Consider the following 23,266-nt stretch of genomic DNA (forward strand, 5'->3'; position numbering starts at 1 on the left):
ACCACCCCGTGCGCGCCACCCAGTGGATGGGCAAGAACCACGTCGAGGTCAACGAGGTCCCCGACCCGCAGCTGCTGAACGACCGCGACGCGATCGTGAAGGTCTCCTCCACCGCCATCTGCGGCTCCGACCTGCACCTCTACGACGGGTTCATCCCGACGATGAAGAAGGGCGACATCCTCGGCCACGAGTTCATGGGCGAGGTGGTCGAGCTCGGCAGGGGCGTCTCGAACCTGCGCGTCGGCGACCGCGTCGTCGTGCCGTTCCCCATCGCCTGCGGCGCCTGCAACGCCTGCGCGCGGGGCCTGTTCTCCGTCTGCGAGAACTCGAACCCGAACGCCGGCATGGCGCAGAAGCTCTGGGGCCACTCCCCCTGCGGCATCTTCGGCTACTCCCACCTGGTCGGCGGCTACCCCGGCGGGCAGGCCGAGTACGCCCGCGTGCCGTTCGCCGACGTCGGCCCCCTGAAGGTCGAGGACGACCTCACCGACGAGCAGGTGCTGTTCCTCTCCGACATCTTCCCGACCGGCTACATGGGCGCGGAGATGTGCGACATCTCCCCCGGCGACGTCGTCGCCGTCTGGGGCGCCGGGCCCGTGGGCCTGTTCGCGGTCGCGAGCGCGAGGATGCTCGGCGCCGAGCGGGTCATCGCCATCGACCGGTTCGGCTACCGGCTGGACAAGGCGCGCGAGGCCGGCGCCACCGACGTCCTGGACTACGAGGAGGTCGACGTCCTCGACGCGCTGGACGAGCTCACCGCCGGCCGCGGCCCCGACGGGTGCATCGACGCCGCCGGGCTGGAGGCCACCCACCCCACCACCGCGGTCGACGCCTACGACCGGGCCAAGACCGCCGTCATGGCCGAGACCGAGCGGCCGCACGCCCTCCGCGAGGCGATCATGGCCTGCCGCAACGGCGGCACCGTCTCGATCATCGGGGTCTACGGCGGGCTCATGGACAAGTTCCCGGTCGGCTCGCTGATGAACCGGTCGCTCACCGTGCGCACCGGGCAGGCGCACGTGCAGCGCTACCTGAAGCCGCTGTACGAGAAGATCCGCGACGGCGAGATCGACCCGACCTTCCTGATCTCGCACACCCTGCCGCTGGACCGGGCGCCGGAGGGCTACCGGATGTTCCGGGACAAGGAGGACGACTGCACCAAGGTCGTCCTCAAGCCCTGACCCGCCGCATCTGGTGGGATGGGGGGTGACCGGGGCCGGCAACGCGGCCGGCCCGGGGCTCCGAGGAGGCACCACCGTGCAGTACGCCGAGTCCGTCGTCGACCTGGTCGGCAACACCCCGCTGGTGAGGTTGTCGTCGGTGACCCGCCACCTGGGCCCGGACGCGCCGCTCGTGCTGGCCAAGGTCGAGTACCTCAACCCCGGTGGTTCGGTGAAGGACCGGATCGCCGTGCGCATGGTCGACGCCGCCGAGGCCGGCGGTGAGCTGCAGCCGGGCGGCACGATCGTCGAGCCCACCAGCGGCAACACCGGCATCGGCCTGGCCCTGGTCGCCCAGCAGCGCGGCTACCGCTGCATCTTCGTCTGCCCGGACAAGGTCGGGCAGGAGAAGATCAACGTGCTCAAGGCCTACGGCGCCGAGGTCGTCGTCTGCCCGACCGCCGTCGATCCGGCCGACCCGCGGTCGTACTACTCGGTGTCCGACCGGCTCGCCCGCGAGACGCCCGGCGCCTGGAAGCCCGACCAGTACTCCAACCCGAACAACCCGCGCTCGCACTACGAGACGACCGGGCCGGAGATCTGGGCGCAGACCGAGGGCCGGATCACCCACTTCGTCACCGGAGCCGGCACCGGCGGGACGATCAGCGGGGTCGGCCGCTACCTCAAGGAGGCGTCCGGCGGCCGGGTGCAGGTCATCGGCGCCGACCCCGAGGGCTCGGTCTACTCCGGGGGCACCGGCCGCCCGTACCTCGTCGAGGGCGTGGGCGAGGACTTCTGGCCCAGCACCTACGACCAGGAGGTCGCCGACGAGATCGTCGCGGTCTCCGACGGCGACTCGTTCGCCATGACCCGCCGGCTCGCCCGCGAGGAGGGTCTGCTCGTGGGCGGCTCCTGCGGCATGGCGGTGGTCGCGGCGCTGCGCGTGGCCGAGCGGCTCACCGAGGACGACGTCCTCGTGGTGCTGCTGCCCGACGGCGGCCGCGGCTACCTGGGCAAGATCTTCAACGACGCGTGGATGGCCGACTACGGATTCGTCGAGGCCACCGGCGGCGAGACCGTCGGCGAACTGCTGCACATCAAGTCCGGCGAGACGCCGACGCTGGTGCACACCCACCCGAACGAGACCGTCCGCGACGCCATCGACATCCTGCGCGAGTACGGCGTCAGCCAGCTGCCGGTCGTGCGGGCCGAGCCCCCGGTGACCGCCGGCGAGGTCGTCGGCTCGATCGACGAGAAGACGCTCCTCGACGCGCTCTTCGCCGGCCGCGCCTCGCTGGCCGACCGGGTGGAGAAGCACATGAGCCCACCGCTGCCGATCGTCGGCTCGGGCGAGGCGGTGAGCTCCGCGGTCGCCCAGCTGGGCTCGGCCGACGCGCTGCTCGTGCACGTCGACGGCAAGCCCGCCGGCGTCGTCACCCGGCAGGACGTGCTGGGCCACCTCGCCGGTGTGTCATCGCCCCGCCCGGCGCCTACGGTCGAGCGATGAGCGCCTCCCCCGGGTTCAACACCCGCGCCATCCACGCCGGGCAGGACCCGGACCCGGCCACCGGCGCGGTCATCCCGCCGCTGCACCTGACCACCACCTACAAGCAGGACGGCGTCGGCGGGCTGCGGGGAGGCTACGAGTACAGCCGCAGCGGCAACCCCACCCGCGATGCGCTGCAGCAGCAGCTCGCCGCCCTGGAGCAGGGATCGACGGCGCTGGCCTTCGCCTCCGGGCTGGCCGCCGAGGACACCCTGCTGCGCACGCTGTGCCAGCCGGGTGACGACATCCTGCTGGGCGGCGACGCGTACGGCGGGACGTTCCGGCTCATCTCCCGGGTGCTGGCCCCGTGGGCCGTCGGCTACCAGCCGATCGACCTCGGCGACCTCGACGCCGTGCGGACCGCGGCGGCCCGGCCCTCCACCCGGGTGATCTGGTGCGAGACGCCGACCAACCCGCTGCTGAACATCGCCGACATCGCCGCGCTGGCGCAGATCGCGCACGAGAACGGCGCCGTCCTCGTCGTCGACAACACCTTCGCCTCGCCCTACCTCCAGCAGCCGCTCACCCTGGGTGCCGACGTCGTCGTGCACTCGACGACGAAGTACCTGGGGGGGCACTCCGACGTCGTCGGCGGGGCGCTGGTCACGAACGACGCGCACTGGGCGGAGCAGCTCGTCTACAACCAGAACGCGATGGGCGCGGTCAACGGCCCCTTCGACGCCTGGCTGCTGATGCGCGGGATCAAGACCCTCGGTGTCCGGATGGACCGGCACTGCGCCAACGCCGCCCGGATCGCGGAGTTCCTCCTCGGCCGGCCCGACGTCGCGACGGTCCTCTACCCGGGGCTGCCCGAGCACCCCGGCCACGAGGTCGCGGCGAAGCAGATGTCCGGCTTCGGCGGGATGCTCTCGTTCCGGCTGCGGGACGGCGAGGAGGCGGCGCTGCGGGTCTGCGAGCGGACCCGGCTGTTCACACTGGCCGAGTCGCTGGGGGGTGTGGAGTCGCTGATCGAGCACCCGGGGCGGATGACGCACGCCAGCTCCGCGGGGTCACCGCTGGAGGTGCCGGCCGACCTGGTCCGCCTCTCGGTCGGCATCGAGGACGTCGACGACCTCGTGGCCGACCTCGAGCAGGCGCTGGGCTGAGGGCCCCCCTCACGATTTAGGTGAGATGCCGAAGCATCGTCGACCGTCGTGAGCGCCCCTGTCCGGGGCATCCAGTTCTTACGCCACGCTGACGGGTGGCCGGCTGGTTCCTGCTTCATCGGGCGGCACCGGAGCAGCCCGTAAGGCTGGTCCTGACACCCACCCTCCGCAGGCATGCCGAGCTTGCTCGGCTGTCGGGCCGCTCGGGTGGCGGTCCCCGGCCTGGGTCACGCACGGGCAGATGCCCAGCGTGTGCTCGCCCCAGGCGGCGAGGTTGGCCGCGGCGTTGACGTCCCGGTCGGCCACGTGGCCGCAGGCGCCGTTGCCGCAGCGGTAGGTGCGCTCGGCGAGGGTGAGCTTGGGTCTCACCGCACCGCACGCCGAGCACGTCTTGGAGCTCGCGAACCATCGGTCCACGACGATGCACTGCCCGCCGCGACGGGCCGTCTTGTAGGTCAGCTGCCGGGCCAACTCGGCCCAGCCCTGGTCACCGATCGCGGCCGCCAGGTGCCGGTTGCGCATCAAGTTCGCCGTCGCCAGTTCCTCGACCACCACGGCACCGTGCTCGCGGGCCAGCTTCGCGGTGAAGCCGTGCAGCGCCTCGGCTCGAACCGCGGCCGCGCGGGCATGCGCCCGGCCAAGCCGCGCCACGGCCTTGCGCCGGTTCGCCGAGCCCTTGCTCGCACGGGACAGCGCGCGCTGCAGGTGCTTGACCTGGCGGAGCCTGTCCCGGAGCGCCCGCGACGCGGGCAACTCAGCGACCAGCGCAGCGTCGGCGGTCGCCACGACGGCCGCCGTCTTCACCCCGCGGTCCACGCCGACGACCGGCCCGACCGGCGAGGGGCGCTGCTCGGCCGGCACCCGGACCTGCCGATCGAAGTTCACCGTCGCGTACCAGTGCCCGTCGGAGTGCCGGGCCACGGTGATGTGCTGCAGCGCGGCATGCCCGCGGCGGAGCAGCCGCCGCAGCTTCGCCTGCTGCGGGCACGCCGCCGTGATGCGCACCCAGCCGTACTTGGCCAGGCGGACCCGTCCGGCCTCGAGCGCCAGCCCGTCGCGGACGGTGAACCGGGCCCGGTCCCGGTGCCGGGACTTGAAGCGCGGGAACCGCCGCTTGCCGGCGAGGAACGCTTGGTGGGCGTTGGCCGCATCCCGGATCGCATACCGGAACGTCCAGGTGGAGTGCTCACCCGCCCACGGCGCGACGGCGGGCTTCTCCGCCGTCCACCGCTTGGCGAGGGTGAAGAAGGACAGTGGCCGTACGCGGTGGGGCTTGTCGATGCCATAGGTCGCCTCAGCTGCCCACTGGTCGGCGTTCGCCCTGACCTTGGCGACCGCCCAGTTCCACGCAAACCGGCGGGCGCCAGCGGCGCGCAGCATCATCCCGGCCTGGACGTCGGTCACATCCAGGCGCACCCGCACCGCGCCGTGGCTCACACCCGGAATAGTGCCGGGTAGGGCCGACAGTTCATCTCACCTGGATCGTGAGGGGGGCTGAGTGTCAGGCCCCCGTGGGGGTCGGCCCGACGATGAACAGCGGGCGGAAGTGCTCGACCACGGGGAACGGGTCGTAGAAGGAGTGCAGCAGGCGCCGCCACTCCTGGTACCCCGGCGAGCCGCGGAAGCCCTCGGTGTGGTCCTCGATGCTGTTCCACTCGACGAGCAGGAGGAAGACGTTCTCCCGCTCCACGCACCGGGACAGCAGCAGCCGCCGGAAGCCCGGCGACGCGGAGATGATCGGGGCTGCGGACCGGAACGCCGCCTCGAACTCGGCCTCGCGGCCGGGAGTCACGGACAGCTCTGCGTGCTCGAGGATCACGGCGTGCACCGTACGGCCCGCCGGTGGGCTGCCGCGGCGGCTCTCAGCGCGGCGCCGTGAGGATGCGCGGGCCGTCCGCGGTCACCGCGACCGTGTGCTCGACGTGCGCGGCCCGGCTGCCGTCGGCGCTGCGCAGGGTCCAGCCGTCGGCGTCGATCGTGTAGTCATCGCTGCCCCCGGCGAGGAACCACGGCTCGATGGCGATGACCAGGCCCGGGCGCAGCGGCACCCCGCGGCCGGCGCGGCCCTCGTTGGGCACCGACGGCGCCTCGTGCATGGTGCGCCCCACCCCGTGGCCGCCCTGGTCGGTGTTGATGCCGCACCCACCCGCCCGGCCGACCGCACCGATGGCGGCGGAGACGTCGCCCACCCGGTTGCCGACGACGGCCGCCGCGATGCCGGCCGCCAGCGCGCGCTCGGTCGTCTCCACCAGCGCGAGGTCCCCGGGCCGCGGCGTGCCCACCGGGTAGGTCATCGCGGCGTCGCCGACCCAGCCGTCGAGCACCGCACCGGCGTCCACGCTGAGCAGGTCGCCGTCCTGGAGCACATCGGGAGTCGGGATGCCGTGCAGCGCGACATCGTTGACCGACAGGCACAGCACGCCCGGGAACGGCGGCGTCGTGGGCAGCGGCGCGTAGCCGAGGAACGGTGAGGTGGCGCCGGCGTCGGCCAGGACGTCGCGGGCCACGGCGTCGAGCTGCGTCAGCCGCACCCCCGGTGCCGCGAGCGCCCGCACCGCGGCGTGCATGTCGGCGACCACCGCACCGGCGGCCCGCATCGCGTCCAGCTCGCCGGGTGTGCGCAGTTCGATCACGGTGGCCCTCCTCGGACGCTTCCGGTAAAGCTATCCCGGTATTACTATCACGCCCATGGTGCGACCGCCGCTGAGCCCCGAGGAGCGCGAGCGCGGCCGCCGGCTGGGCGCACTCCTGCGCGAGGCGCGCGGCACCCGCCCCCCGGCGGAGGTGGCGGCGGCCTCCGGGGTGAGCCTGGAGGCGCTGCGCAAGATCGAGTCCGGGCGTGTGCCGACCCCCGCCTTCTTCACCGTCGCAGCGCTGGCCCACTCCGTCGGGCTGCCGCTGGACCGGTTGGTCGCGCTGCTGGCCGAGCCCGTCGACGGACCGGCGCCGACCGCGATGCGCCATCGCGGCCGGCCGGACGCGGTCGGTCGAGACCCACGACGATGGTCCGGGGACAGTCGCTCTCTGCCCACACCGGCTGGGCAGACACCAACTGCCCGGGAGCACCTGGTGGCGGACCGGGCAGTGCCCCCGGTGGTGCGGCCGGCCAGGGCTGCCGGCGCGCACCCGTAGACGAAGAGGCGCCCCTCGGCGGGTTCGAGGACCGCTCCGGCACGGTACGCAGGAGCGGGTGACCTCCTCCCGCGCGACCGTCGTCGTCGCCACCCGCGACCGGCGCGACTCCCTGCTCCGGTCGCTCGCCCACCTCGACGACGGCGTCCACCCGGTGGTCGTCGTCGACAACGGCTCCTCGGACGGCACCGCGGCCGCCGTGCGCACCCGGCACCCCGGCGTGACCGTCGTCGAGCTGCCGGTCAACCGCGGGGCGGTGGCGCGCACGGTCGGCGTCCGGAGGGCCGGCACGCCCTACGTCGCCTTCGCCGACGACGACTCGTGGTGGGAGGCCGGCGCCCTCGACCGGGCCGCCGACCTGCTCGACGACCACCCCGGGGTCGCCCTCCTCGCCGGCCGGGTGCGGATGGCCGGCGACGGGTCGGTCGACGCGGTCACCCACAAGCACCGGGCCGCCGTCCTGGGGACGACGCCGGGGGCCCCGGGGCCCGACGTGCTGAGCTACCCGGCCTTCGCCACGGTGCTCCGCCGCGAGGCGTACCTGTCGGTCGGCGGGTTCTCACCGCTGCTGTTCTTCGGCGGCGAGGAGCACCTGCTGGCGCTGGAGCTCGCGGCCGCGGGGTGGCAGCAGAGCTTCGCCGACGACGTCGTCGCCTGGCACGACCCGGCCGGTCCACCGACCGTCCCGGCGCGCCGCTGGACGTTGCAGACCCGCAACGACCTGCTGGTCGACTGGCTGCGCCGGCCGCTCCCGGTGGCGCTGGCCGCCACCGCCCGGCTGGCCCGGCGGGTGCCGTCGGACCCGGCTGCGCGGGCGGCGTTGCGCGGCTGGGCCCGCCGGCTGCCCGCTGCGCTGCGGCAGCGGCGGCCGGTGCCGGCCGAGGTGGAGCGGCGGTTCGCCCTGGCGCAGCGGCCGCTCAGCCCCTCAGCCGGGCCGTGAACCACCGCCGCGCGTCCTCGGTCCCGGCCGCTCCCCGGCCCCGGGAGCGGGTCACCGCCCCGGTGAGCTCGCCGGAGAGGCAGCGGGACAACGCCGCGTCCAGCGCCGCGGCGGTGACGTCCTCGGCCTCCAGCACCAGCGGCCAGTCCAGCGCGCGGGCCTGGCCGCTCACCTTGGCGCCGCCGGCGATCGGGTCGCAGGCGATGACCGGCCGGTCGTGCTTGAGCCCGAGCACCAGCCCGTGCAGGCGCATGCTGAGCACGACGTCGCACCGCCGGAGGAGGGCCTCCACCTGCGCCGGCCTGCGGGGGTGCGGCTTGTCGTACAGGTCGGTGTCGATCGGGAACCACGGCAGGGCCCGGGAGGCGAGCCACTCCTCGATGACGCCGCGCATGCGGTCGGCCCGGCTGCGGTCGCCGTACTCACCCTGCAGCGGGGCGAAGGCGACGGCGAGGACGGGGGCATCCGCCGCCGGGCCCTCGATCGCGAGGTCCGGCCGGCTCACGCCGGGGGCGTCCCGCTCCCACACGGCGTCGAACATCGCGCGGGCGGCCTCGTCGACGACGGAGACGTTGACCGCCCACCGCTGCGCCCCGGCGAACGCGGCGGTCAGGTCGCGCAGGCCCGGCAGGTCACCCACGGGCCCGGTGGTGAAGACCAGATGCGTGTAGTCGGCCGGGTCGACGTCGCGCCAGTGCACGCCCCGCTCCAGGTACGGCGCCCAGGCGACGTCGTGGTCGACGCCGAGCTCGGTCAGCCAGCCGGTGACGACCTCGGCCCCCAGCTCGTCGCCGACGGTGGCGATCACCTCGTCGAAGCTGAACCACCCGGCCACGAGAACACGCACGACCTCCACCCTGGCAGCCTGGTGCGTCGAGGGCATCCGCAGGGAACGAGATCACGGTCCCACGGGTTGTGCCGGTCACCGCCGACCGTCGAGGAGACGCCGTGAGCACCACCGACCACGACCGCGACCTGCCGGCCCTCGAGGCCGAGCGCGACCGCATCCGGGCCACGCACCTGCGCCCGGCCGGCACCCGGCCGCCCTCCACCGCGCGCGGGCTGCACCACACCGCACTCCTCAGCAGCGACGTCGAGCGGACCGTGCGCTTCTACCAGGACGTGCTGGGCTTCCCGCTGACCGAGCTGATCGAGAACCGCGACTACCCCGGCTCCTCGCACTTCTTCTTCGACATCGGCAACGGCAACCTGCTGGCGTTCTTCGACTTCCCCGGTCTGGACGTCGGGGCGTACGCCGAGGTGCTCGGCGGGCTGCACCACATGGCGATCAGCGTCGACCCGCAGCGCTGGGAGGAGTTGGTCGGCCGGCTCACCGAGGCCGGCGTCGCGCACGAGGTGCACAGCGGTGTCTCGGTCTACTTCCGCGACCCCGACGGCGCCCGCATCGAGCTCATCGCCGACCCGCTCGGCGAGATGTACGGCACCAAGGTCCTCTGAAGGACCCCGTCCTCCTCACCGCTCGTACGCTCGCGGCGCCTCGGGACGGGGCCGTCAGCGGTCCTGGTCGGCCACCAGGTCGGCGTACTCGGGGTGCCGCTCGATCCAGCCGGCCACGAACGAGCAGCGCGGCACGACGGACCCACCGCGCGACCGCACCTCGTCGAGGGCGGCGCGCACGAGGGTGCTGCCCAGCCCGGACTGCCCGGCGTCGGGGTCGATCTCGGTGTGCGTGAACACCAGGGTGTCGCCGCGGCGTTCGTAGGCGGTCAGCCCCAGCACGCGGTCGCCGTCGCGGATCTCGAACCGGTCGGCCTCGGGGACGTCGGTGACGGTGGTCTCCATGCCCGCGGTCAACCCGCCGCGGGAGCCGGCTGTTCCGCGACCAGCTGCAGCGCGCGGGTCGGGCACTGCCGCACCGCCTCCTCGGCGTCGCGGAGCTCACCGCCCTCCGGGTGGGGGCGCAGCACCGTCACCGTCCCCTCGTCGCCCACCTCGAACAGGTCCGGCGCCAGCGCCTCGCAGGCGCCGGCCCCGACGCAGCGCTCCAGGTCGGCCGCCAGGCGGCTCACCGGCTGTCCGCCAGCCGGGCCGGGAGCCGCTTGAGCCCGTTGACGAACGACGACCGCAGCCGGGCGGGCGGACCGGTGATCTCCAGGTCGGGCAGCTGCTCGAAGACCCGGGCGAAGGTGACCGCCAGTTCCCGCCGGGCCAGGTGCGCGCCCAGGCAGAAGTGCGGCCCCTTCGACCCGAACCCGACGTGCGGGTTGGGGTCGCGCGCGAGGTCGAAGCGGTGCGGGTCGGCGAACACCTCGGGGTCGCGGTTGGCGGCGGTGTAGAAGAGGAGGAACTTGTCCCCCGCGGTGAAGGGGTGGCCGTTCACCTCTCCGTCGCGGGTTGCGGTGCGGCGCATCCAGGTGATCGGGCTGGTCCACCGCACGATCTCCTCGACCGCCGTGCGGGTGAGGCCGGGGTCGGCGATCCAGCGGGCCCGCTGGTCGGGGTGCTCCTGCAGCGCCAGCAACCCCTGGGAGATGGCGTTGCGGGTGGTCTCGTTGCCCGCCACGAGCAGCAGGATGAAGAACGAGGCGATCTCCTGGTGGGTGAGCTTCTCCCCCTCGACCTCGGTGGTCACCAGCGCCGTCGTCAGGTCGTCGGTCGGGCGCTCCAGGCGCTCGGCGGCCAGCCGCTCCATCAGCGCGGCCAGCTCGATGCCCGCCATGAGGACCCCGGTGAGCGGGTCCTCCTCGTCCTCCACGAGCTCCGGGTCGCCACCGGAGAGGATGACGTTGGACTTGGCGAGCACCATCGCCCGGTCCTGCTCGGGGACGCCCATCATGTCGCAGATGACCCGGAGCGGGATGGGTGCGGCGAGATCGGCGACGACGTCGAAGGTGCCGTCGCCCTCGGCCGCCTGCCGGCGCACGCGGGCCAGGACGTCGTCGACGATGCCCGCCACCGAGTCGACGACCCGCTCCAGCATCCGCGGGGTGAAGGTCTTGGCGACGATGCGGCGGATCTTGGCGTGCCGCGGGTCGTCCATGCTGATCAGCGAGCCGTAGAACTCGTTCAGGTCGGCGGGGATGTCCTGGATGGAGACCGCCCCCTCGCCCGAGCAGAAGACGGCGGGCTGCGAGCTGATCGCCTCGAGGTCGGCGTAGCGGGTCACTGCGTGGTAGCCCGGCCCGCTGGGCAGGTTGGGGATCTCCGGCTCGGCGAAGAAGGCGAACGGCCGCTCGGCGCGGAGCCGGTCGAACACGGCGTGCCGCTCGGCCGGCGGGCGCGACCAGAAGTCGCGGTCGGACAGGTCGATGCCGAGGTCGGCGGCGCCCGCCCTGCGGGGCTGCGGGGCGGTACCCGGTGCTGGTGCGGCGTCGACGGACACGGGAGGTCCTCTCTGGGCGGCGGTCGTCCTCCGCACGCTAGAGAGAATCGGGGTGACACACAACACACCCCTGCGAGGCTCCTCCCGCGGATGCACGAAGGCCCGGCCACCACCGGTGGCCGGGCCTTCGTCGTGGTAGCGGGGACAGGATTCGAACCTGCGACCTCTGGGTTATGAGCCCAGCGAGCTACCGAGCTGCTCCACCCCGCGTCGGTGACACCCACGGTACACGCCCCCGGCCGGGCGCCCACGTCCGGGCGGCCTCGCGCGCGCAGCGCCCCGGCGACCGCGACACTGTGACCAGCTGCTCGCCCCCAGGAGGTCCCGTGTCCCCACCGCCCGCCGGCCTGCGCAACACCGATCTGCTGGCCATCTACCTCAACGACCACCTGGCTGCCTCGGTCGGGGGCATGGAGCTGGTGCGGCGGATGATCAACGTGCACCGGGGCACTCGCTACGCGTCGGAGCTGGAGACGCTGCTGGCCGAGCTGCACGAGGAGAACGCCGCGCTGCGGGCGATCATGGACGACCTGGGCCTCCCGGTGCGGCGGCACAAGCAGGTGGCGCTCTGGCTCGGCGAGAAGGTCTCGCGGTTGAAGCTCAACGGCCGCCTGGTCACCCGTTCGCCGCTGAGCGACCTGGTGGAGTTCGAGTTCCTCGCCTCCGCCGTCCGCGCCAAGCGCAGCGGCTTCGAGAGCCTCCGGGAGGTCGCCGACGTCGACGACCGCCTGGACGCCGACCAGCTCGACGGGCTCGTCGAGCAGGCGAACCGGCAGCACAGCTGGCTCACCACGACCCGGCGCGAGGTCGCCGCCCGGGTGTTCGGCGGGAACGACCACGCCTCCGACGAAGCCGCCGGCGACTGATCGCACGACCGACGCCGCGGACGACAGAGGCCCTCCCGGATCCGACTCGGATCCGGGAGGGCCTCTGCACTTCGTAGCGGGGACAGGATTCGAACCTGCGACCTCTGGGTTATGAGCCCAGCGAGCTACCGAGCTGCTCCACCCCGCGCTGTGCCGCCACGCTACCGCATCGGCGCGGGAGGCCGGTCGCCGGCCCCTCGGTCGGAGTGCGACCGAGGGACCGGCGGGACCTCAGGAGCTGCGGGACGTGCCCGCCGTCGCCGGTGCGGCCGTCGCACCGGCCGTGGCGTGCCCGTCGGCCGGCGCCGTCGTGACCGGGGGCGGCGTCTCCTCCGGCGCCCGGCGCGGGATGCGCGGTTCCTGCGCCAGCCCCTTGGCCAGCGAGACCAGCACCAGGAGCAGCACGATCGCGAACGGGAACGCGGCCACGATGGACGCGGTCTGCACCCCGCCCAGGCCCCCGCTGACCAGGAGCACGGCGGCGGAGGCGGAGATGACCAGACCCCACACCACGCTGACGATGCGTGCCGGGTCCTGCCCGCCGCGGCTGCTGAGCGAGCCGAGCACGAAGGTGGCCGAGTCGGCGCTGGTGACGAAGAAGGTGACGATGAGGATCATCGCCCCGATCCCGGCGATCACACCGCCGGGCAGGGTGTCCAGCAGCGCGAACAGCTGCGACTCGGTCGCCTGGCCCGCGAGCTCGGCGCCCTCCTGCTCGGCGAGGATGCCGGCGCCGCCGAACACCGAGAACCACAGCCCGCTGACCAGCGTGGGCACCGCCAGCACGCCGATGACGAACTCGCGGATGGTGCGCCCGCGCGAGATGCGCGCGATGAACGTCGCCACGAACGGCGACCAGGAGATCCACCACGCCCAGTAGAAGATGGTCCAGCCGTTGATCCACTCCGACCGCTGGGCGTCGAAGGGGCCGGTCTGCAGGCTCAGGGTGGGGAGCTCGGCGAAGTAGCTGCCGAGGGTCGTGGTGAAGGCACCCACCAGCCGGCCGGACGAGGCGGTGAAGAGCACGAAGGCGAAGAGCGCGATCGCGAGGACGACGTTCGCGGTGGACAGCCACTTGATCCCGCGGTTGATGCCGGAGAGCGCGGAGATCAGGAAGAGGACGGTGACCACCGCGATGATCGCCAGCTGCACGCCCGAGCCGATCGCGATGCCGTCGCTCAGCGAGGCGAGGCCACCGTTGATCTGCGCGGCCCCCAGGCCGAGCGACGTCGCGACGCCGAAGACGGTGGCCACCACCGCGATCGTGTCGACCGCGGTACCCAGCGGACCGTCGACGCGGTCACCGAGAACAGGGCGCAGCGCCCCGCTGATGGTGGCCTTCCAGCCGCGGCGGAAGCGGGCGTAGGCCAGGGCCAGCGCCAGGACCGCGTAGATGCCCCACGGGTGCAGGCCCCAGTGGAAGAAGGAGTACCGGAGCGCGTCCCGGGCGGCCTCGGTCGTCCCGGGCTCGGCCGTCGGCGGCGTGAGGAAGTGCGACACCGGCTCCGCGACGCCCCAGAACACCAGGCCGATGCCCATCCCGGCGCTGAAGAGCATCGCGAACCAGGACCGGGTGCTGTACTCCGGCCGGTCGCTGTCCGCCCCCAGCCGGATCCGCCCCCACCGCGAGGCCGCCAGCGCGATGACCGCGATCAGGACGATCGTCGCGGTCAGCAGGTAGAACCAGCCGAACCGGTCGACGACGAAGGCGCGGGCCGCTCCTGCGGCGGAGTCGAGCGACGAGGGGGAGAAGGCTCCCCACAGGATGAACGGGAGCACGATGGCCAGCGAGGCCCAGAAGACGGCGGATGTTCTGCGCACGGGCGAGGGGTTCCTCCAGTAGGGGGCGACCGGCGGGTGGCACCGGCGTGCCGGAGCGCTACCGGAGCAGGCCGGTGGCGGGCACGATGTTCCAGGTTGTCAGCACTCGCGCGGTCCCGCATCTTCCCGCAGGTGACGAGGCCCACCCCCGCGGGACCGGCACGTCGGGGATCGTGGACGGGTGCCACCTCAGCCGCTCGCACCGCAGGACGCCCACCGCGCCGTCGACCTGGCCCTCCGGGCGGGCGAGCTGCTGCTCTCCGCGGGGGCCAGCGCGGCCGAGGTGACCGCCACCTGCACGGTCGTGGCCCGCTCCTGCGGCCTCCGGCGGGTCGAGTGCGACATCACGTTCACGTCGATCACCGTCTCCGGCCACGCCGCGGAGGACGCCGGGGCGGTCAGCGGGTTGCGCCTGGTGCAGCAGCGGGAGCTGGACTACTCGCGCGCCACCGCCGTCCACAACGTGGTCGGCGACCTGGCCGCGGGCCGGGTCACCCCGGCGGAGGCCGACCGCCGGCTGGAGTCGGTCGCCGCCAGCCGGCAGCCCTACCGGCGGTGGGTCGTGACCGGGGCGCGGGCGCTGCTGGCCGCTGCGGTGGCCGTGCTGCTCGGCGCCGGCGCCGCGGTGACGGCGGCCGCGTTCGGGGCCACCGTCCTCGTCGACCTCGCCATCGACCGGCTGGGCCGGCGCGGCCTGCCCGCCTTCTTCCTCAACGCCGTCGGTGGCCTGATCGCCACGGCGGTCGCGCTCGCGCTGGTCGCCGCGGACATCGGCGTCCGCCCCTCGCTCGTCGTGGCCGGCGGGATCGTGCTGCTGCTGCCCGGTGTCACGCTCGTCGGCGCGGTGCACGACGCCATCACCGGCTTCTACGTGACGGCGAGTGCGCGGGCGTTCGAGACATTCCTGCTCACGGCCGGGATCATCAGCGGGGTCGCGGTCGGCCTGTCGATCGGTGTGCGGCTCGGGGTCCCGGTGGCGATGTGGGACCCGCCGTCGGTCGGGCTGGCGGACGTACCGCTGCAGCTCGTGGCCGCGGCCGCCATCTCGGGCTCGTTCGCCGTCGCCAACCACGCCCCCCGGCGCACGTTGGCCCCCGCGGCCGCCGCCGGCGCGCTGGGCTGGGCCGTGTTCGTCGGGCTGGACCAGTTGCGGCTCACGGTCACCCTCGCCACGGCGGCCGCCGCCGTCGTCATCGGTCTGGGCAGCTTCGTCCTGGCCGCCCGCCAGCGCGTCCCCGCGCTGGTCTACGTGGCCGCCGGGATCATCCCCCTGCTCCCCGGCCTCACGATCTACCGCGGCCTCCGCCGGCTGACCGAGGGCGACACGCTGGGCGGGATGGCGCTGCTCGGGACGGCGATCACCGTCGGCCTGGCCCTGGCCGCCGGGTCGCTGCTCGGCGAGTACGTGGCCCAGGCCCTGCGGCGGACCCGCCTGCCCGGCGAACGGCGCCTGACCGGCCTGGTCCAGGCCCGCGGGGTACGCCCCAGGAGCCGGTCGGACCACCGGAGCCAGGCCTCGCGCGCCTGACGCGGCGACGTCGGCGCGGACCCGTGTGAACGGTGGGACGGGCCGCCACAGCCGGGACGGGGAGCGTGCGCGCCTCCGGCTCCCCCGCTCGCACCCCGCCTACAGTCCGGCTCGTGGCGGGGAACGGGACGGCGAGCAGGTTCGTCGGGGACCCGCAGCCGGTGGAGATCCACCACCGCGGGATCTGGTACTCCGGCGAGCTGCTCGGCTGGCGGCACACCCCGGACGGCCGGGTCTCCGCCCGCGTGCGGTGCACCGTCGACGGGCTGCGGCACTCGACGTGGAAGGACCTCGCCGAGCTGCGGCTGCCCGACCCGGCGCACCCCCCGCGGCGCGAGCCGTTCCCGGCGGCGCCGGCCCGCCCGATGGCCACCGGCGCCCCGGCGGTGGAGCAGGACCGCACCCGGCCGCACACGCTCCTGGCGGCGCTGACCAACCGACCGCGCCCGCCGGAACACGCGGTCACCCCTCCACCCGCGGATCCGCGCATCCCCGCGCCCGGTCGCGCGCACGCGCCCGCCGCGCCCGGGCGGCCCCGCCCGACGCCGTACCGCCGGACGCCGCGGCAGGAGGACCACCGGTCGCGCGAGCGCCTCGGCGCACGCTGACCGGGCCACCCGTACGGCCGGCCGGCGCGAGAGCCCGACCGCGCGCAACACGACGAAGGCCCGGCCCCCCTGATGGGGACCGAGCCTTCGTGGTGGTAGCGGGGACAGGATTCGAACCTGCGACCTCTGGGTTATGAGCCCAGCGAGCTACCGAGCTGCTCCACCCCGCGTCGGTGACCCCACCGCTGGGTCACTCGCCGGCCGCTGCCCGCTGGGCCGCCTGGTAGGCGTCCACCGCGGTCTGGAGGTCTTCCAGGGCCTGGCCCTGCCCGGCGAAGTCGCCGCTGCGCTGGGCGGTGGCCAGCGCCGCCAGGGCGGCGTTGATGTCCGTGACGGCCTCCGCCATGTCCGGCGTCGCCGGAGCGGGCTCTCCGTCGACGGGCGGATCCGACGGCAACCCGGGGATGATCTCGTCCCCCGGGGCCGTCACGTCCTCCGTGGTGTCGGCGATGTCGTCGCTGTCGGTCGCCACCTGGCCGGCACCGTCACCGAAGACCTGGTCGAGCGCCTCGGACAGGGTGTTGGCGTACCCGATCCGGTCGCCGAAGTTGACCAGCACCTTCTGCAGCAGCGGGAACCCGCTCTCGCCGGCCCCCCGCACGTAGAGGGGCTCGACGTACAGCAGGCCGGCGTCCCCGATCGGCAGGGTCAGCAGGTTGCCGAAGACCGCATCGGAGTTGTCGCTGTTGAACAGCGTGAGGTCGGGGCGCACCTGATTGTTGCTGAGGAACGCGTTCTGCACCTGCTGCGGACCGCGGAACGGGGTGTTGCCCGGTAGCTGCAGCACCTGGATGTCGCCGTAGGTCTCCGGCGCGCTGGACGCGGAGATGAATGCGGACAGGTTGTCCCGCTGGAAGGCGTTGAGTGCGCTGGTCAGCTGGAAGGTGGCCTCGTCGTCGCCCGGCCGCTGGGCCAGGATGTAGTAGGGCGGCTGGTCCTGGTTGGTGTCCTGCGTCGGGTCGTCGGGGACCTGCCAACGATCGCTCTGCTCGTAGAAGGTCTCCGGGTCGTCGACGTGGTAGCGGGTCAGGATGTCCCGCTGCACCTTGAACAGGTCCTGCGGGTACCGCACGTGGCTGACCAGCTCCTCGCTCATCTCGGTCCTCGGCTGGACGGTGCCCGGGAACGCCTTCATGAAGGTCTGCAGGACCGGGTCCTCGGGCTCCCAGGCGTAGAGCGTGATGGTGCCGTCGTAGGCGTCCACCGTGGCCTTCACCGAGTTGCGGATGTAGTTGAACGTCTCGTTCGGCAGCGCCGTCGTCCCCGTGCCGGTCAGGGAGTCCGCGGCGGCCTCGCCCAGCTCCATCTGCTCGGCGTAGGGGTAGTAGGCCGAGGTCGTGTAGCCGTCCAGGATCCAGACGATCCGCCCGTCGATCACGGCCGGGTACGGGTCGCCGTCGACCTCCAGGAACGGAGCCGCCTTCTCGACCCGCTCCCGCGGGTCGCGCACGTAGAGCACCTTGGAGGCGTCGTTGACCGCGTTCGAGAGCAGGAAATTGCGCTCCCGGTAGTGGATCGCGAAGGTCAGCTGCCGGAAGAAGCTGCCGATCTCGACGCCCCCCTCGCCGTCGTAGGTGTTGCTGATCTGGCGTTCGTCGGAGCCACCCTCGGGCAGGTCGAACTCCCTCGGTTCCGCGCCAGGCGGAGCGCCGACGACGGAGTAGTCCTCCATCAGCTCGCCGTAGTAGACCCGGCTCTGCTCCACCTCGATGTCACCGCGGGTCGGCAGGTCCCGCGTGGTGAAGTTCGGCTCGCCGCCCTCGGCGCCGGCGACCACCTCGTTCGCGGGGGCGGCGACGAAGCCGTTCCCGTGGGTGTAGACGGTGTGCCGGTTGATCCAGGTGTCCTGGTTCTCGCTCAGGCCCGCGCTGTCCAGCTCGCGGACCGCCACCACGTAGTCGCCGGTCTCGCCGTCGACGGTGTAGCGGTCGATGTCGAGCTTCTCCGGGAAGCCGTAGACGTTCCGGATCTGCTGGCGCGCGGTGAACGTGTCCGACAGCACGTTCGGGTCCAGCAACCGCGCGTTGGGGATGGTCTCGGTGTCGTTGCGCAGCTCGGCCAGGACCAGGTCCGGGTCGACCGCGTCGCCGGTCGTCTGCTGCGCGTAGTCGACGTAGTCGATCTCGGACAGCCCGTAGGCATCGAGGGTCGACTCGATGGCCAGCTCGATGTAGGGCGCCTCCTTCTCGTTGGCGCTGGGCTTCACCACGAACTGCTGGACGATCGCCGGGTAGGCCACACCGATCACCAGGCTGGAGACCAGGAGCAGCACCAGGGCCGCGGCCGGCAGCAGGAAGTTGCGGACGACGATGTTGGCGAAGAACGCCAGGGCGCACACGGCCGCGACGAAGACCAGGATCGTCTTGGGCGTCAGCAGCGCGTTGACGTCGGTGTAGCTGGCTCCGGTGAAGACGTCACCGCGGTCGGAGTAGACCAGCCCGTACCGGTCCAGCCAGTAGGCGACGGCCTTGAGGGCGAGGAAGACGCCCAGCAGCACCGACAGCTGCACCCGGGCGGCGCCGGTCAGCTTCTGGCCGGGGGTCTGCAGCCGCAGCCCGCCGAACACGTAGTGGGTCAGCAGCGAGCCGATGAGCGCGAGGATGACGACCGCGAACCCGAAGCCCAGCAGCAGCCGGTAGAAGGGGTAGTCGAAGACGAAGAACGACAGGTCGACGCCGAACTGGGGATCGGTGCGGCCGAAGTCGGTGCTGTTGCGGAACGACAGCCAGGTCTCCCAGCTGCTCTGCGCGGTGAACCCGGCGAACAGGCCGAGGACGACGGCGATGCCGGTGAGCACCAGGCCGCGCCGCGGCTCCAGGGACTGGCGGTAGCGCTCGAGGTTCTGCTGCTCGAGCGACATCGGGCGGAACGTGGGGCGGAAGCGGTAGGCCAGGTACATGGCCAGCGCGGTGAGCCCACCGGTCGCCACGCCCGCCACGGCGAACAGCAGCGCGCGGGACTGGAGCTCGGTCCAGAACACCTCGGTGAACCCGGCCTCGTCGAACCACAGGTAGTCGACGTAGACGTTGGTCAGGGTGCCGACGGCGGTGAACAGCACCAGCAGCACGGCGATGGCGCCGATGACCAGCTTCGCGCGCCGCGACAGGGTCGGTACCGGCACGGGGGGCCGCATGGCCACGAGCGGTCTCCTTCAGTTGCAGGCGTGGCCTCTCGGCCACGCGACGATCGACCGCGGGGGTCGGGTGGTGCGACGCCGGGCGTGCCCGGCCTCATGGACAACGCACCGGACGGCGCGGGGTTCCCGGGGCGCGCCGGGGCGCTTCGGGTCAGCAACCCTCCGGTGTCCGGCCGGCGCGCACGTCGGCGAGGGCCGCCAGGGCGTCGTCCAGCGTGGCAACCCGGGCCATCGGCACGCCGGTGTCGGGGGCGGCCAGCGCCTCGGCGCAGTTCCCGGCCGGGACGAGGAAGAGCTCCGCGCCGATGTCCCGGGCGGCCACCATCTTGAGCGCGATGCCGCCGATGGGGCCGACGTTGCCGGCGAGGTCGATCGTGCCGGTGCCGGCGACCGCCGCGCCGCCGGTCAGGTCCTCCTCTCCCACGAGGTCGAGGATGCCGAGGGTGAGCATGAGGCCGGCCGACGGGCCGCCCACGTCGGCCACCTGGATGTCGACGTCGAAGGGCGCGGCCGGCTGGTCGAGGACGCTGACGCCCAGCAGCGACCCCGCGCGCTCCTCGGCCGCCTGCGTGGTGATCGTGGCGGTGCCCGGCTCCCCCAGCCGCGTGTAGCCGACGGCCACCGGCGTCCCCGGCGGGATGTCGGCGAGGACGTCGGCGAGCACCTCGGCGTCGGGCACGGGGCGGCCGTCGACGGTCTCCAGGGCATCGCCCTCCTCCAGCTGCCCCTCCGACGGCGAGCCCTCGGGCACGGCCCGCACGACCACCTTCTGCGGGTAGCCGAGCTCGCCGAGGGCGACGCTCTCCGCCGCCTGCTCGGAGGTGAGGAAGGCCTGGCGGTTCACCTGCCGGGTCTCCTCCTCGCTGCGGTCCGGCGGGTAGACGGTCTCCTCGGGGACGACGCTGACCTCGTCGTCGAACCAGCCGCGGACCGCCTGCACGAGGCTGAGCCCTCCGCGGCTGACGCCGACGGTGGTCAGGTTGAGGTTGCCCTCCACGTCGTTGCGCTCCCGGCCATCCACCGCGATGATCGGCTCGCCGTCGACCTCCCCGAGCGTGTCGAAGATGGGGCCGGGCACCTGCGCGACGTAGGGCACGGGCACGGTCGTGCCGAGCACGCCGAAGATCAGCAGGAGCACGGCGCCCACGCTGAGGACGGCGTTGCGACGGGTCACGAGGGGCGAGCCTAGAACGCCTCCCTGGACGGCGCCGTCGTCCCGGCGGCCGCCGGCCCGGTCCAGGGACCATCCGCTCCGGGCGAACGACTCCCCCTGGCCGAAGATCGCACGTCTACCGTGGACGCATGAGCGACCTCCCGTTCGGCTTCGGCCCTCCCGACCGCGACCCCGAGCGCCGCGAGCCCGGCCGCGGCGACCAGGGCGGCGACCCGTTCGGCCTCGGCGCCCTCTTCGGCGGGATGGCCGGCGGCGGGTCGCCCGAGGACGTGCTCGGCAAGATGCCGTTGTTCGCCGAGCTGCAGAAGCTCATGAACTGGTCGGGCGGCCCGGTCAACTGGGACCTCGCCCGGCAGGGTGCGATCAGCCAGCTCGCGGCCGGGCACCAGCCGTCGTCGGAGCAGGAGCGGGCCGCCACCGCGGAGTCACTCCGGCTGGCGGACCTGTGGCTGGACCAGGTGACCGAGCTCCCGTCGGGGATCGAGCGCACCGCCGCGTGGTCGCGGGTGGAGTGGGTCGAGCAGACCCAGCCCGCGTGGGCGGCGCTCATCGACCCGCTGGCCGAGCGGGTGGTGGCGGCGATGACCAGCGCCCTGCCCGAGGAAGCGGCCATGTCCTTCGGCCCCATCGCCGGAATCATGGGCCGGATGGGCGGGATGATGTTCGGCGCCCAGGTCGGCCAGGCCCTCGGCTCGCTCGCCGGCGAGGTGCTCACCAGCACCGACGTCGGCCTCCCGCTCGCGCCCGCCGGCACCGGCGTGCTGGTGCCGCAGAACCTGGCGTCCTTCGCCGAGGGGCTCGACCGCCCGGCCGACGAGGTCCGCCTGTTCGTGGCCCTGCGGGAGGCGGCCTCCCAGCGGCTGTTCGCCCACGTCCCGTGGCTGCGCCAGCAGCTCCAGGACGCCGTCCACGCCTACGCGCGTGGCATCACCATCGACCGCGAGGCGATCGAGCGGGGCATCACCGAGGCGATGGCCGGCGGCATGGGCGGCGGGCTGGACCCCAGCGACCCGGAGAGCATCCAGCGCCTGCTGGGCAGCGGCGTCCTCGAGCCCGAGGAGACCCCCGAGCAGCAGATGGCGCTGCGCCGGCTGGAGACCCTGCTCGCCTTGGTGGAGGGCTGGGTGGACGCCGTGGTCGCCGCCGCGGCGGCCGACCGGTTGCCGGGGCACGCCGCCCTGGCCGAGACGATGCGCCGCCGGCGGGCCTCCGGCGGCCCCGCGGAGCAGACCTTCGCCACGCTGGTGGGCCTCCAGCTGCGGCCGCGCCGGCTGCGCGACGCGGCGACGGTGTGGGGCGCGATGGGCCAGCAGCACGGGAGCGCCGAGCGGGACCGGTTGTGGTCGCACCCGGACCTGCTGCCGACGTCGGAGGACCTGGACGAGCCGCTGGACTTCGTCGCCCGCCAGGGCCTCGACGACGAGCTGGCCGCGCTGACCGCCGATGACGCGGAGCGGGCGCCGGACCGGCCGTCCGACGACGAGGACGAGGACCGGCGCGAGCTGGGCGGCGAGGGCTAGTACCGCGTCACGCAACCTTCGACTGGTTCAAGCTGGGCCGGCTAGCGCTTCGCGTCAGGACAGTGTGCGCAGACGCGCCATTCCCGTGCCGAAAACTGACCATCTGCGCACTCCATCGCCATCAGCGGCGGTCTCGGGAAGGCAGCCGCCAGGCAGGCGAACGTTGACGGCCGCAGTACTAGCCGCTCACCCCGTCGACGTCGGAGGCGGGTTCGGCGCCCGCCGCCCCGGCGGTGGCCGCCAGCTCGACACCCTCCAGGAAGCCGCGCGCCCGCTCTGCGCGGGGGTACTGCGCCACCAGGGCCCAGAAGCGCTCGTCGTGCCCGGGCTCGAGCAGGTGCACCAGCTCGTGGACCAGCACGTAGTCGACGACGTACTCCGGCATCGAGCGCAGCCGGCTGGAGAGCCGGATGGTCCGGTCCGCCGGCGTGCAGGAGCCCCAGCGGCGGTGCTGGTTGTCCACCCAGCGCACGCTCGCCGGTTCCGCGAGGCCGTCGAGGTGCGCGGCCGACAGCGCCCGCGCCCGCGCCAGGAGCTCGGCGTCGCCCCCGAGCGAGCGCTTGCGGCGCTCCTCGCGGGTGCGCAGCTTGGCGACCATCTGCGCGACCCAGCGCTGCTCCTCGGCCGGGCTGAACGCGGCCGGGATGAGCACGACGGTGCGGCCCAGCTCGCGGTAGGCGGTCACCGTGCGCCGCCGGCGGCTGCTGCGCCGGACCTCCACGACGTCGCCGTCCGCCGGCTCAGGCAGGGCGCTCGCATGAGGAGTCGTTCCGGGCACGAGGAGACCGTAGGGCACCGTGCGGGCGTGGTGCCTGCGCGGAGACACCCGCTCGGGTGCAGGTCGCACGGACGGTGGACATCGTCGCCGCTCCAGCCGGTGACGAGGGTGGCCGCGCACGGGGGTCCACACCCGCTCGGGGACGTCTGCGCAGGTCGGCGGGGGGTGCCAGGTCGCGGCGGGTCACCCGTCCCCGGCCCGTCCCCTGGTTCCGCACAGCGACACGCCCCGCCGTCCCCATGGCATCCACAGCCCCGTCCACAGCTGTGGGGAACGCGCGGCCACCGATTCCCGGAACCCCGCGAGCGGGCGTCCCGTCGGAGGGTCGGCACCGGCGGGTCACGGGTAGCGTGCTCGCGAACGGCGCCCGGCGTGCGGGTCGAGGCGCCCCGGAGACGAGGAGATCAGGTGGCGGAGAGCTACAACGGCTACTGCGTGAAGTGCAAGGAGAAGCGCGACTTCGACGGCGAGGTCAAGGTGAGCGAGTCCGGCCGCCGCATGGCGCAGGGCACCTGCCCCGTCTGCGGCACGAAGATGAACCGGATCCTCGGCAAGGCCTGAGAGAACCACCCTCTTCCCCGCAGCTCGCAGGCTCGGCGCGGGCCCCT

General features: G+C 73.5%; 22 protein-coding genes and 3 tRNA genes. 11 read left to right on the forward strand and 14 right to left on the reverse strand.

Annotated features, from left to right (window positions below):
• Window positions 1–8: 8 nt before the first annotated feature.
• The 3 genes from QOZ88_RS08590 to QOZ88_RS08600 all read left to right on the forward strand — a co-directional run bounded on the left by QOZ88_RS08590 (window position 9) and on the right by QOZ88_RS08600 (window position 3,812).
• Window positions 9–1,181 carry a zinc-dependent alcohol dehydrogenase gene (locus tag QOZ88_RS08590; protein ID WP_305999373.1) on the forward strand — a complete coding sequence of 391 codons (1,173 nt, stop codon included), beginning with the start codon at window positions 9–11 and terminating at the stop codon, window positions 1,179–1,181.
• 76 nt (window positions 1,182–1,257) lie between these two features.
• On the forward strand, window positions 1,258–2,667 hold the full coding sequence (locus QOZ88_RS08595) for a cystathionine beta-synthase (protein WP_305999374.1): 1,410 nt from the start codon (window positions 1,258–1,260) through the stop codon (window positions 2,665–2,667).
• Window positions 2,664–3,812, forward strand: a complete 1,149-nt coding sequence (locus tag QOZ88_RS08600) for a cystathionine gamma-synthase (protein ID WP_305999375.1) — start codon at window positions 2,664–2,666, stop codon at window positions 3,810–3,812. Before QOZ88_RS08595 ends, QOZ88_RS08600 begins: the two co-directional genes overlap by 4 nt.
• A 78-nt stretch (window positions 3,813–3,890) precedes the next feature.
• On the opposite strand, the gene QOZ88_RS08605 is transcribed toward QOZ88_RS08600, so the two are convergent.
• The 3 genes from QOZ88_RS08605 to map form a co-directional block, all read right to left on the reverse strand.
• Window positions 3,891–5,249 (reverse strand): RNA-guided endonuclease InsQ/TnpB family protein, encoded by a 1,359-nt coding sequence (locus QOZ88_RS08605; protein WP_305999376.1) that lies wholly within the window; start codon window positions 5,247–5,249, stop codon window positions 3,891–3,893.
• Between the two features lie 64 nt (window positions 5,250–5,313).
• Window positions 5,314–5,631 (reverse strand): antibiotic biosynthesis monooxygenase family protein, encoded by a 318-nt coding sequence (locus QOZ88_RS08610; protein ID WP_305999377.1) that lies wholly within the window; start codon window positions 5,629–5,631, stop codon window positions 5,314–5,316.
• Between the two features lie 43 nt (window positions 5,632–5,674).
• Window positions 5,675–6,445, reverse strand: a complete 771-nt coding sequence (gene map / locus QOZ88_RS08615; protein ID WP_305999378.1) for a type I methionyl aminopeptidase — start codon at window positions 6,443–6,445, stop codon at window positions 5,675–5,677.
• A 55-nt stretch (window positions 6,446–6,500) separates the two neighbouring features.
• Between map and QOZ88_RS08620 the strand changes: the two genes are divergently transcribed.
• Window positions 6,501–6,944 (forward strand): helix-turn-helix domain-containing protein, encoded by a 444-nt coding sequence (locus QOZ88_RS08620; protein WP_305999379.1) that lies wholly within the window; start codon window positions 6,501–6,503, stop codon window positions 6,942–6,944.
• Between the two features lie 58 nt (window positions 6,945–7,002).
• Window positions 7,003–7,884 (forward strand): glycosyltransferase family 2 protein, encoded by an 882-nt coding sequence (locus QOZ88_RS08625; protein ID WP_305999380.1) that lies wholly within the window; start codon window positions 7,003–7,005, stop codon window positions 7,882–7,884.
• On the opposite strand, the gene QOZ88_RS08630 is transcribed toward QOZ88_RS08625, so the two are convergent.
• Window positions 7,862–8,740 (reverse strand): polysaccharide pyruvyl transferase family protein, encoded by an 879-nt coding sequence (locus QOZ88_RS08630; protein ID WP_305999381.1) that lies wholly within the window; start codon window positions 8,738–8,740, stop codon window positions 7,862–7,864. The two genes, QOZ88_RS08625 and QOZ88_RS08630, sit on opposite strands and share 23 nt — an antisense overlap.
• Window positions 8,741–8,832: 92 nt before the next feature.
• Between QOZ88_RS08630 and QOZ88_RS08635 the strand changes: the two genes are divergently transcribed.
• Complete coding sequence (locus QOZ88_RS08635; RefSeq protein ID WP_305999382.1) at window positions 8,833–9,342, forward strand: VOC family protein; 510 nt, start codon at window positions 8,833–8,835, stop codon at window positions 9,340–9,342.
• 54 nt (window positions 9,343–9,396) lie between these two features.
• On the opposite strand, the gene QOZ88_RS08640 is transcribed toward QOZ88_RS08635, so the two are convergent.
• The 4 genes from QOZ88_RS08640 to QOZ88_RS08655 form a co-directional block, all read right to left on the reverse strand.
• Window positions 9,397–9,687, reverse strand: coding sequence for a GNAT family N-acetyltransferase (locus tag QOZ88_RS08640; protein ID WP_305999383.1), 291 nt, complete (start codon window positions 9,685–9,687; stop codon window positions 9,397–9,399).
• 8 nt (window positions 9,688–9,695) lie between these two features.
• Window positions 9,696–9,914, reverse strand: coding sequence for a ferredoxin (locus tag QOZ88_RS08645; protein WP_305999384.1), 219 nt, complete (start codon window positions 9,912–9,914; stop codon window positions 9,696–9,698).
• Window positions 9,911–11,227, reverse strand: a complete 1,317-nt coding sequence (locus QOZ88_RS08650; RefSeq protein ID WP_305999385.1) for a cytochrome P450 — start codon at window positions 11,225–11,227, stop codon at window positions 9,911–9,913. Before QOZ88_RS08650 ends, QOZ88_RS08645 begins: the two co-directional genes overlap by 4 nt.
• A 133-nt stretch (window positions 11,228–11,360) precedes the next feature.
• Window positions 11,361–11,437: transfer RNA gene (locus tag QOZ88_RS08655), tRNA-Met, on the reverse strand.
• Window positions 11,438–11,553: 116 nt separating this feature from the next.
• Here QOZ88_RS08655 and QOZ88_RS08660 point away from each other — a divergent pair.
• Window positions 11,554–12,093, forward strand: coding sequence for a hypothetical protein (locus tag QOZ88_RS08660; RefSeq protein ID WP_305999386.1), 540 nt, complete (start codon window positions 11,554–11,556; stop codon window positions 12,091–12,093).
• 74 nt (window positions 12,094–12,167) lie between these two features.
• Here the strand turns inward: QOZ88_RS08660 and QOZ88_RS08665 are convergent.
• Together QOZ88_RS08665 and QOZ88_RS08670 are read right to left on the reverse strand one after the other, a co-directional pair.
• Window positions 12,168–12,241: transfer RNA gene (locus tag QOZ88_RS08665), tRNA-Met, on the reverse strand.
• Between the two features lie 83 nt (window positions 12,242–12,324).
• A complete protein-coding gene (locus tag QOZ88_RS08670) occupies window positions 12,325–13,914 on the reverse strand; it encodes a BCCT family transporter (RefSeq protein WP_305999387.1) in 1,590 nt (529 codons plus the stop codon).
• Between the two features lie 181 nt (window positions 13,915–14,095).
• On the opposite strand from QOZ88_RS08670, the gene QOZ88_RS08675 reads away from it, so the two are divergent.
• Together QOZ88_RS08675 and QOZ88_RS08680 are read left to right on the forward strand one after the other, a co-directional pair.
• A complete protein-coding gene (locus QOZ88_RS08675; RefSeq protein ID WP_305999388.1) occupies window positions 14,096–15,442 on the forward strand; it encodes a threonine/serine exporter family protein in 1,347 nt (448 codons plus the stop codon).
• Window positions 15,443–15,555: 113 nt separating this feature from the next.
• Window positions 15,556–16,050 carry a hypothetical protein gene (locus tag QOZ88_RS08680; RefSeq protein ID WP_305999389.1) on the forward strand — a complete coding sequence of 165 codons (495 nt, stop codon included), beginning with the start codon at window positions 15,556–15,558 and terminating at the stop codon, window positions 16,048–16,050.
• A gap of 93 nt (window positions 16,051–16,143) precedes the next feature.
• Here QOZ88_RS08680 and QOZ88_RS08685 read toward each other — a convergent pair.
• The 3 genes from QOZ88_RS08685 to QOZ88_RS08695 all read right to left on the reverse strand — a co-directional run bounded on the left by QOZ88_RS08685 (window position 16,144) and on the right by QOZ88_RS08695 (window position 20,360).
• Window positions 16,144–16,220, reverse strand: a tRNA-Met gene (locus QOZ88_RS08685).
• A gap of 20 nt (window positions 16,221–16,240) precedes the next feature.
• Window positions 16,241–19,183: a UPF0182 family membrane protein gene (locus QOZ88_RS08690; protein WP_305999437.1), complete on the reverse strand. Its 2,943-nt coding sequence runs from the start codon at window positions 19,181–19,183 to the stop codon at window positions 16,241–16,243.
• A gap of 154 nt (window positions 19,184–19,337) precedes the next feature.
• A complete protein-coding gene (locus QOZ88_RS08695; RefSeq protein ID WP_305999390.1) occupies window positions 19,338–20,360 on the reverse strand; it encodes a YlbL family protein in 1,023 nt (340 codons plus the stop codon).
• Window positions 20,361–20,488: 128 nt separating this feature from the next.
• On the opposite strand from QOZ88_RS08695, the gene QOZ88_RS08700 reads away from it, so the two are divergent.
• Complete coding sequence (locus QOZ88_RS08700) at window positions 20,489–21,880, forward strand: zinc-dependent metalloprotease (protein WP_305999391.1); 1,392 nt, start codon at window positions 20,489–20,491, stop codon at window positions 21,878–21,880.
• Window positions 21,881–22,058: 178 nt separating this feature from the next.
• Here QOZ88_RS08700 and QOZ88_RS08705 read toward each other — a convergent pair whose 3' ends face one another.
• The gene (locus QOZ88_RS08705; RefSeq protein ID WP_305999392.1) at window positions 22,059–22,658 is read right to left on the reverse strand and encodes a M48 metallopeptidase family protein; all 600 of its coding nucleotides are present in this window, start codon (window positions 22,656–22,658) and stop codon (window positions 22,059–22,061) included.
• 408 nt (window positions 22,659–23,066) lie between these two features.
• Between QOZ88_RS08705 and QOZ88_RS08710 the strand changes: the two genes are divergently transcribed.
• The gene (locus QOZ88_RS08710; RefSeq protein WP_012950213.1) at window positions 23,067–23,219 is read left to right on the forward strand and encodes a DUF5679 domain-containing protein; all 153 of its coding nucleotides are present in this window, start codon (window positions 23,067–23,069) and stop codon (window positions 23,217–23,219) included.
• Window positions 23,220–23,266: the final 47 nt, after the last annotated feature.

It is taken from the genome of Blastococcus carthaginiensis (assembly GCF_030731085.1).
In the GTDB taxonomy this organism is placed as follows: domain Bacteria; phylum Actinomycetota; class Actinomycetes; order Mycobacteriales; family Geodermatophilaceae; genus Blastococcus; species Blastococcus carthaginiensis.